The sequence below is a fragment of the Vibrio sp. 2433-A1 genome (assembly GCF_056726085.1).
Genome location: NZ_JBRESC010000050.1, coordinates 1 through 6,380 on the forward strand (window position 1 = coordinate 1; position 6,380 = coordinate 6,380).

A 6,380-nucleotide genomic window follows, 5' to 3' on the forward strand; every position below is an offset into this window, starting at 1 on the left:
TGGTTATGGTTTTACTTTTGACGGAGCAAATTATAACTTTTTATGATGCTGTTCAAAAATCACTCATGAAAGATCAACACGCCATAATAATTGTACAAAATCTTCTTAGGCTGAATTTTTTATCCACCATCTTATACTTGGTATATTTTTTGCTGTCGAGCAACTTCTTGCTTGATTCGAGCAACTTCTTGCTCGTATTAGGTAAGATCTTGCTCAGCTAGCATATTAACAAACCCTTAAGCTATTGAAGTGTATGACTTTTCATTTTGGCATAGTTCTTGATTTAGAGTTGGGTGTTTTTACACCCAAACCACAAGGATTTTACTATGCCAACTCCATGTTATATCTCTATCGACGGTGAAACTCAGGGTCTTATCACTGCTGGTGCTTGTACTGCTGATTCTATCGGTGACTCTTACGTTGAAGGTCACGAAGATGAGATGCTGGTTCAAAAGTTTGATCACGTTGTTACAGTACCAACCGACCCTCAATCTGGTCAGCCTTCGGGTCAACGTGTTCACAAACCGTTCCAATTTACTGTGTCGCTAAATAAAGCAGTACCACTGCTGTACAACGCACTTTCTTCTGGTGAGAAGATGAAGACCGTTGAATTGAAATGGTACCGCACGTCTATCGAAGGCAAACAAGAGAACTTCTTCACTACTAAACTCGAAAACGCATCTATCGTCGATATCCAGTGTGAAATGCCACACTGTCAGGATCCGGCAATGTCTGACTTCACCCAAAACCTAACCGTCTCTATGTCTTACCGTAAGATCACTTGGGATCACGTTAACGCAGGTACGTCTGGCTCAGACGACTGGCGTAAACCAGTCGAAGCTTAATCGCTTTGATTTTCTGAGGCTTCCCTCGGGGGAGCCTCAGAAAACCTTAACTTCAAATTATCAATCCGTTAGTAATTTGCGTTTAAGGTTTTTGTGTTTAGGGTTAACGATAGGAGAGACGCAATGGCGACATTAGCGTACATCATTGAGGTAGAAGGACTGAGCGACGATGCTTTGGTGGTCACCAAGTTCGATGGACAAGAGTCCTTGTCTGCTAGTATGTTCGGTCAAAGGCCCTGTTACGGGTTTTGCTACCAGATTGAGTTAGCCAGTCGTTTACCTAACTTAACCCCAGAGCAGGTGGTTGATCGGGCGGTCGAGCTGCGCATGTATCGTAACCGTATCTTGGTTCAACGAGTACACGGCGTGGTGCGCGCGTTTACCCAAGGGGACATTGGTCACCACCATACCTTCTATTCATTGACCCTTGTGCCTGCTTTAGAGCGCCTCTCTCTGCGTCACAATAGCCGTATCTTCCAGCACCAGACCACGTCCGACATCATCGCGACGCTACTGCAGGAGATGGGCATTAATGATTACGCTTTCTCGTTAGCGCGCGAGCTGGCTCAGCGCGAGTTCTGCGTTCAATACCGTGAAAGCGACCTCGACTTCCTGCATCGTCTCGCAGCAGAAGAAGGCATGATCTATAGCTTTATCCATGAAGCTGGAAACCATACTCTGGTCTTCAGTGATTCCAGTGCTCTGTTACCTTCATTGGCTGAACCTGTCCCGTACAACGGGCAGGCTGGCGGTGTCAGTGATGTGCCTTATATCAAAGGCTTCCGTTACCAATCTGAGGCTCACGTTGCCGAAGTTGAACTCAAAGACTACAGCTTTAAAAAGCCAGCGTACTCCTTTAGTCAGTCGGCTCAGGGGGCTGAAATAGATTACCAGCAGCCGACTTACACACATTTTGATGCCCCGGGGCGTTATAAAGATGACCTCAATGGCACTGCGTTTACTCGCACCCGTTTAAACTACCTACGCCGCGATGCCCAGTTAGCTGATGGTAAGAGTAACGAGTTCTTAATTCGTGCAGGCTATAAATTCACCCTCAGTGACCACCTCAATCGCGCCTTTAATCGCGATTGGTTACTGGTTCGCGTCAGTCACCACGGCGAGCAGCCTCAGGCTTTGGAAGAAAAGAGCGGACATGGCGCAACAACCTACAACAATCAGTGGCAAGCCATTCCAGGCCATATCAACTGGCAAGCCACACCAGAAATCAAACCAATCATTGACGGCCCGATGATCGCAACGGTCGTTGGTCCAAAGGATGAAGAAATTTTCTGTGATGAACATGGGCGGGTGAAAGTGCACTTCCACTGGGATCGTCATGACAACAGTCCAGAGCATAGCTCTTGCTGGGTACGCGTATCCCAAGGCTGGGCAGGCAGTCAGTACGGCATGATGGCCATTCCGCGCATCGGCCATGAAGTGATCGTATCGTTTTTAAATGGCGATCCAGATCAGCCGATCATTACTGGCCGAACCTATCATATCACCAATACACCACCTTACTCGTTGCCAGAGAACAAAACCAAAACCGTCTTGCGCAGTGAAACTCACCAAGGTGAAGGCTTTAACGAACTCAGTTTTGAAGATCAGGCAGAGCAGGAGCAAATCTACCTGCATGCACAGAAGGACTTTGACTCCTTAATACTCAATGATATGACCACCCATGTTAAGCATGATCAACATAGCACAGTGGATAGCAACCACTTCACTCAGACAAAGAGAAACCACCACTTCACCGTTGGCGGAGAGAGTCGCACCCTAGTCAAACAAGATGTCACCTCAATTGTTGAGGGTAGCCTACATCAAAACATCGCACAGCTTCACGCCCTTAAAATAGGTAATGAACTACATATCAAAGCTGGTAAGAAGGTCGTCATCGAAGCCGGATCTGAAATGACCCTCAAAGTCAATGGCAGCTTTATAAAACTGGACTCGTCTGGCGTCAGCCTAGTTGGGTCAAAAATCAATCTAAACTCGGGCGGTAGCCCGGGCTTAGGGAGTGGTTACTCAGAGAAAAACGTTTTACCACCGAACGAGCTCGATGCCACGGCATCGAACCTTCCGCCGCCTAATCAACATAAAAATGAAGATATTGCTGAGAATACTATCGGTCCGGTGATAGCTGAACCACGAACGTTAGGTGGCAGCTCTAAGGGTAACGAAGAAAGCATAGGTAATAAAGGACTCTCGTCGCCTACTAAAGAAATGGAAAGCTCGGAGGCTCAAAAAGGCGAACAACGCGTTGTTCTGCAAGCGGGAAGTACGCCAGAAGTCGCGAAGGCTGTTCAACATTTAGCTGCTAAACATCCTGGTTCCACGATAGTAAAACTTAATCATGATGGTTCTTTACCGGATGTAAAGTTGGATACAACAGGCAAACCTTTAAAAGTGCTTGTCGTGGGGCATGGTGATACGAAAGATGGAAGTCCATCAAGTACTATTGGTGGGTTAAATGCAGAGCAAGTGAGTGCGCTTACACAAAGTATCGCGAACAAAACAGGCAACGAAAGCCCAGAAAGGGTATCTTTAGTGGGTTGTAATACGTGCAACTTAGCAAAAGAGGTTTCAGAACAATTACCGAACTCCAAAGTCACAGGACAAGATCGTATTGTGAAAGTGAATGATAACGGGCGGAAAGAGTCGTCAGATATAACCGATCCTAAGGCTCTACCAAATGGCGCTTCTCCTTCTCTAAGAGATAGGCAGCGGGCAGCGACTGAAAAGCGTCTGATAGCATTTTTGCATATAGGTACTAGGTCAGTACATCGAGGTACAGTCCATATTGTGGCTGGATTTAATAAAGATGGAAGTCTTAAACCAGATAGTGAAGAAGCACTTAGAAAGCTGGTGGATGGCAATAAAGATTATGTGATAGGTTTTTCCGGTCACTCTATCCCAATGAAGGCTGGTAAGCCCAATAAATATACATACACGAAAGAAGTTGATGGAAAAATGGCTGGTAAGGTCGACACAGCTGGAGCAATGAAGAGTATTTCTGACTGTTTAAAAGCTAAAGGTTGTAACATTGTTGGTTTGGTCGATGGGCATTGTTTTTCGCAAACAAGAAGCCTCAGTGTAATGTTACAAGGTTTAGAGCATGAACTTGATGCTAGTCGTATACATAGCACCACCAAGAGAACTACAGCTGAAGATTCGCGTTTAGCTGGTTTGAGAATGGTGAATAAGCTTAATAAAGAAGAATAGTATTAAGGGAGGATATTATAAAGTGAATTAGTTCAGACAAGATCTGACACATCTTCTTGAAAAGTTGAGAGTTACCCGTTTTGATAAAGTTGCTGAACCTTGAATCAAAACAAACAAAGAGGTAACTCTCATGCTTCCATACTAACAATCCGATCATCAAACACAAAGCAGGTTTACTCAATTTAGCAGAAGAGTTGGGTAACGTTTCTAGAGCTTGTAAAGTCATGGGCGTATCACGGGTTCTGTCGCAAAATTCATTTTTGAGGCGAAGGCCGCGGCCTCTGGACACACTTATCCTGCGAGAGCGTAAAACTTCTCGCAAGCAGAGCCTCCCTCAACATCAATCTGTTCCCGTCTTAACATGGTCCACATTTCTCGACCATGAAGTGAAGCAGTCGCCCCTTCGACCGATTTCCATCCCAAAGCTTGCCGCGTTTTCTGCTTCACCCACCGATGACTCATTCAGTTATCCATGATAACTCTGATGGCTCCATGACCTCGAAAGTGCTAACAGAATTTATGATCGATTTAGCTGCAGCGATGGCTAGGGATGATCATGAGACTCGCCGCAAGCGCCAATCTCAGGGAATTGAAAAGGCGAAGGCACTGGGGAAGTATCAGGGGCGCAAGCCCGATGAACAACTAAGATCCAATATTTCCCTTCTTTTGGGAGAGGGAAAGAGCTGGTCACAGATACAGGGATTGCTTGGGTGTAGTAGATCAACGATCGCTAAAGTACGAAAAGAAGGTCGTAAATTGGTAAATTAAGAAAATTAAAACCTTTAAATACAGCAACTTAATTCATTTCTTGGAACTTTTCGTAGAAATGGCGCAATACCCCTTTACAGGTAATGATCCGTACCTGTGTGTACTATGCGGAGACAGAATGGCATTTACAGGTTTTATGAAAGGTTCAAAAAATGACCAACTACTGGATAATCGTCGAATGAGCATGCGTGAAGCGCGGCGATTAGGCGTGGCAGCGTAGGCTAAGTCCGTCTAAATTCAGTAAATTAGTAGAAAAAATAACCACACCGTCTGCAAAGCGACCTAATTATCCCACTTTCAGTAAACGCTCACTACTCAAACAGGAGATTTACCTCGACTGATATCTTGATGATTAAGATTGAGTTTCTTAACCATCAAGCGATAAGAGTAGCGGCCGCCGTCAGAATCAAAGCACTAGTTACTGGACTTCTTAGCGAAGAATAAATCATTGGGCTGTTGAATGCTAGAACCCCAAGCGCAATAGAAGCCACTACAACTACCCCACTCAAGATAATCCTATTTGAGCCTTCTATTTTGTTTGCTGCAGCCATAATAAGGCATACAACCAGTGCCATTTCGAACCCTTCTCGGAGCACGATTATTAAACTTGAATACATATTTATCCCTCTCGTAAAGCTTGAGAGTGACATTAGTTATCATTATCATACTTCTCTCGAGCATCTTCTCCTGTGGTACCTTTCATAGATGGTAGTGCTCTAATTTCATTGAAAACTGACATAACTGCACCGCCAATAATAACTTGATAGCGGTCTCCCGACTGTGGCACACAACCCATAACTTGTGGGATCGCGTCTAACTTGTCTTTATCAGGAAGCGAACCGTCGAACAGTTCGAAACGTAAACGTGTCGCACAACACGTCATAAACTTTATATTGTTTGAGCCACCTAACCCATCAATGATAGATTGGGTATCGGATATGTTATTTTTACTCACTATTATATTATGAACCTTATAAATTATTTTAAACTAAATCTTGAGTATACGGTGCTTGCCGTAGATATATATCCTTAGCGCTCACCAAAAAATAAATGTATATCGGGTAAAAATGCGCTCCGTTATCGAAAATACGTGGGATATCAGAACCGCATAATCCGGATAGATGAACTTTTACCAAAACTTCATTCTCAGTGATTTTAGGGATTTCTTTATTGCAATAGGGGGAACCGCCAACTTACGTTTTTTTGTTTTACCGACTGGACATTATTAATGTGCTTGTATGGGTCGGTATCTATCTACCTTGTTTACAATATCACCAGGACTAGTAACGATCACTGAATCACCGTCATTATCCGTAAATTTGTAAAATTGTTCCGGATGCACTGCCGTGCTTGTGTTGACTGCAGCTTGTGTTGAACCGGAGCCGTCCAGAGCAATTATGTCAGTTATGGCAGGGTAGTGTATCCGCCCCATGAACCCACGGGGCGATATTGTTAATGTTTGAAGTTCCAAGGTAGGAGTGCATCGATATCTGGCTCTGCTTTTGCCAACTCTTTCATGCACTTGACCATGTAGTCGTAGAGGAT

Annotated in this window: 5 protein-coding genes and 2 pseudogenes; 4 read left to right on the forward strand and 3 right to left on the reverse strand. The window is 44.5% G+C overall.

The genetic code is table 11. The features are described 5' to 3' along the window. Positions 1-326: 326 nt before the first annotated feature. Complete coding sequence (locus ACU01J_RS21220; protein WP_069669095.1) at positions 327-845, forward strand: Hcp family type VI secretion system effector; 519 nt, start codon at positions 327-329, stop codon at positions 843-845. 123 nt (positions 846-968) lie between these two features. Next, a pseudogene (tssI, locus tag ACU01J_RS21225) lies at positions 969-3,491 on the forward strand (type VI secretion system tip protein TssI/VgrG); the annotation flags it as partial. Between the two features lie 867 nt (positions 3,492-4,358). Here tssI and ACU01J_RS21230 read toward each other — a convergent pair. After that, complete coding sequence (locus ACU01J_RS21230) at positions 4,359-4,529, reverse strand: hypothetical protein (RefSeq protein ID WP_481087413.1); 171 nt, start codon at positions 4,527-4,529, stop codon at positions 4,359-4,361. 57 nt (positions 4,530-4,586) lie between these two features. Here ACU01J_RS21230 and ACU01J_RS21235 point away from each other — a divergent pair, with 57 nt between their 5' ends. Both ACU01J_RS21235 and ACU01J_RS21240 read left to right on the forward strand, forming a co-directional pair. Beyond that, positions 4,587-4,835, forward strand: a complete 249-nt coding sequence (locus ACU01J_RS21235) for a helix-turn-helix domain-containing protein (protein WP_481087414.1) — start codon at positions 4,587-4,589, stop codon at positions 4,833-4,835. A gap of 73 nt (positions 4,836-4,908) precedes the next feature. Beyond that, positions 4,909-5,055 (forward strand): annotated as a pseudogene (locus ACU01J_RS21240) (IS91-like element ISVa3 family transposase); the annotation flags it as partial. Positions 5,056-5,209: 154 nt separating this feature from the next. On the opposite strand, the gene ACU01J_RS21245 reads toward ACU01J_RS21240, so the two are convergent. Together ACU01J_RS21245 and ACU01J_RS21250 are read right to left on the reverse strand one after the other, a co-directional pair. Next, positions 5,210-5,485 (reverse strand): FTR1 family protein, encoded by a 276-nt coding sequence (locus tag ACU01J_RS21245; RefSeq protein ID WP_481087415.1) that lies wholly within the window; start codon positions 5,483-5,485, stop codon positions 5,210-5,212. Continuing rightward, positions 5,485-5,790 carry a PTS sugar transporter subunit IIB gene (locus tag ACU01J_RS21250; protein ID WP_481087416.1) on the reverse strand — a complete coding sequence of 102 codons (306 nt, stop codon included), beginning with the start codon at positions 5,788-5,790 and terminating at the stop codon, positions 5,485-5,487. The genes ACU01J_RS21245 and ACU01J_RS21250 overlap by 1 nt, the downstream gene beginning before the upstream one ends. Positions 5,791-6,380 lie beyond the last annotated feature (590 nt).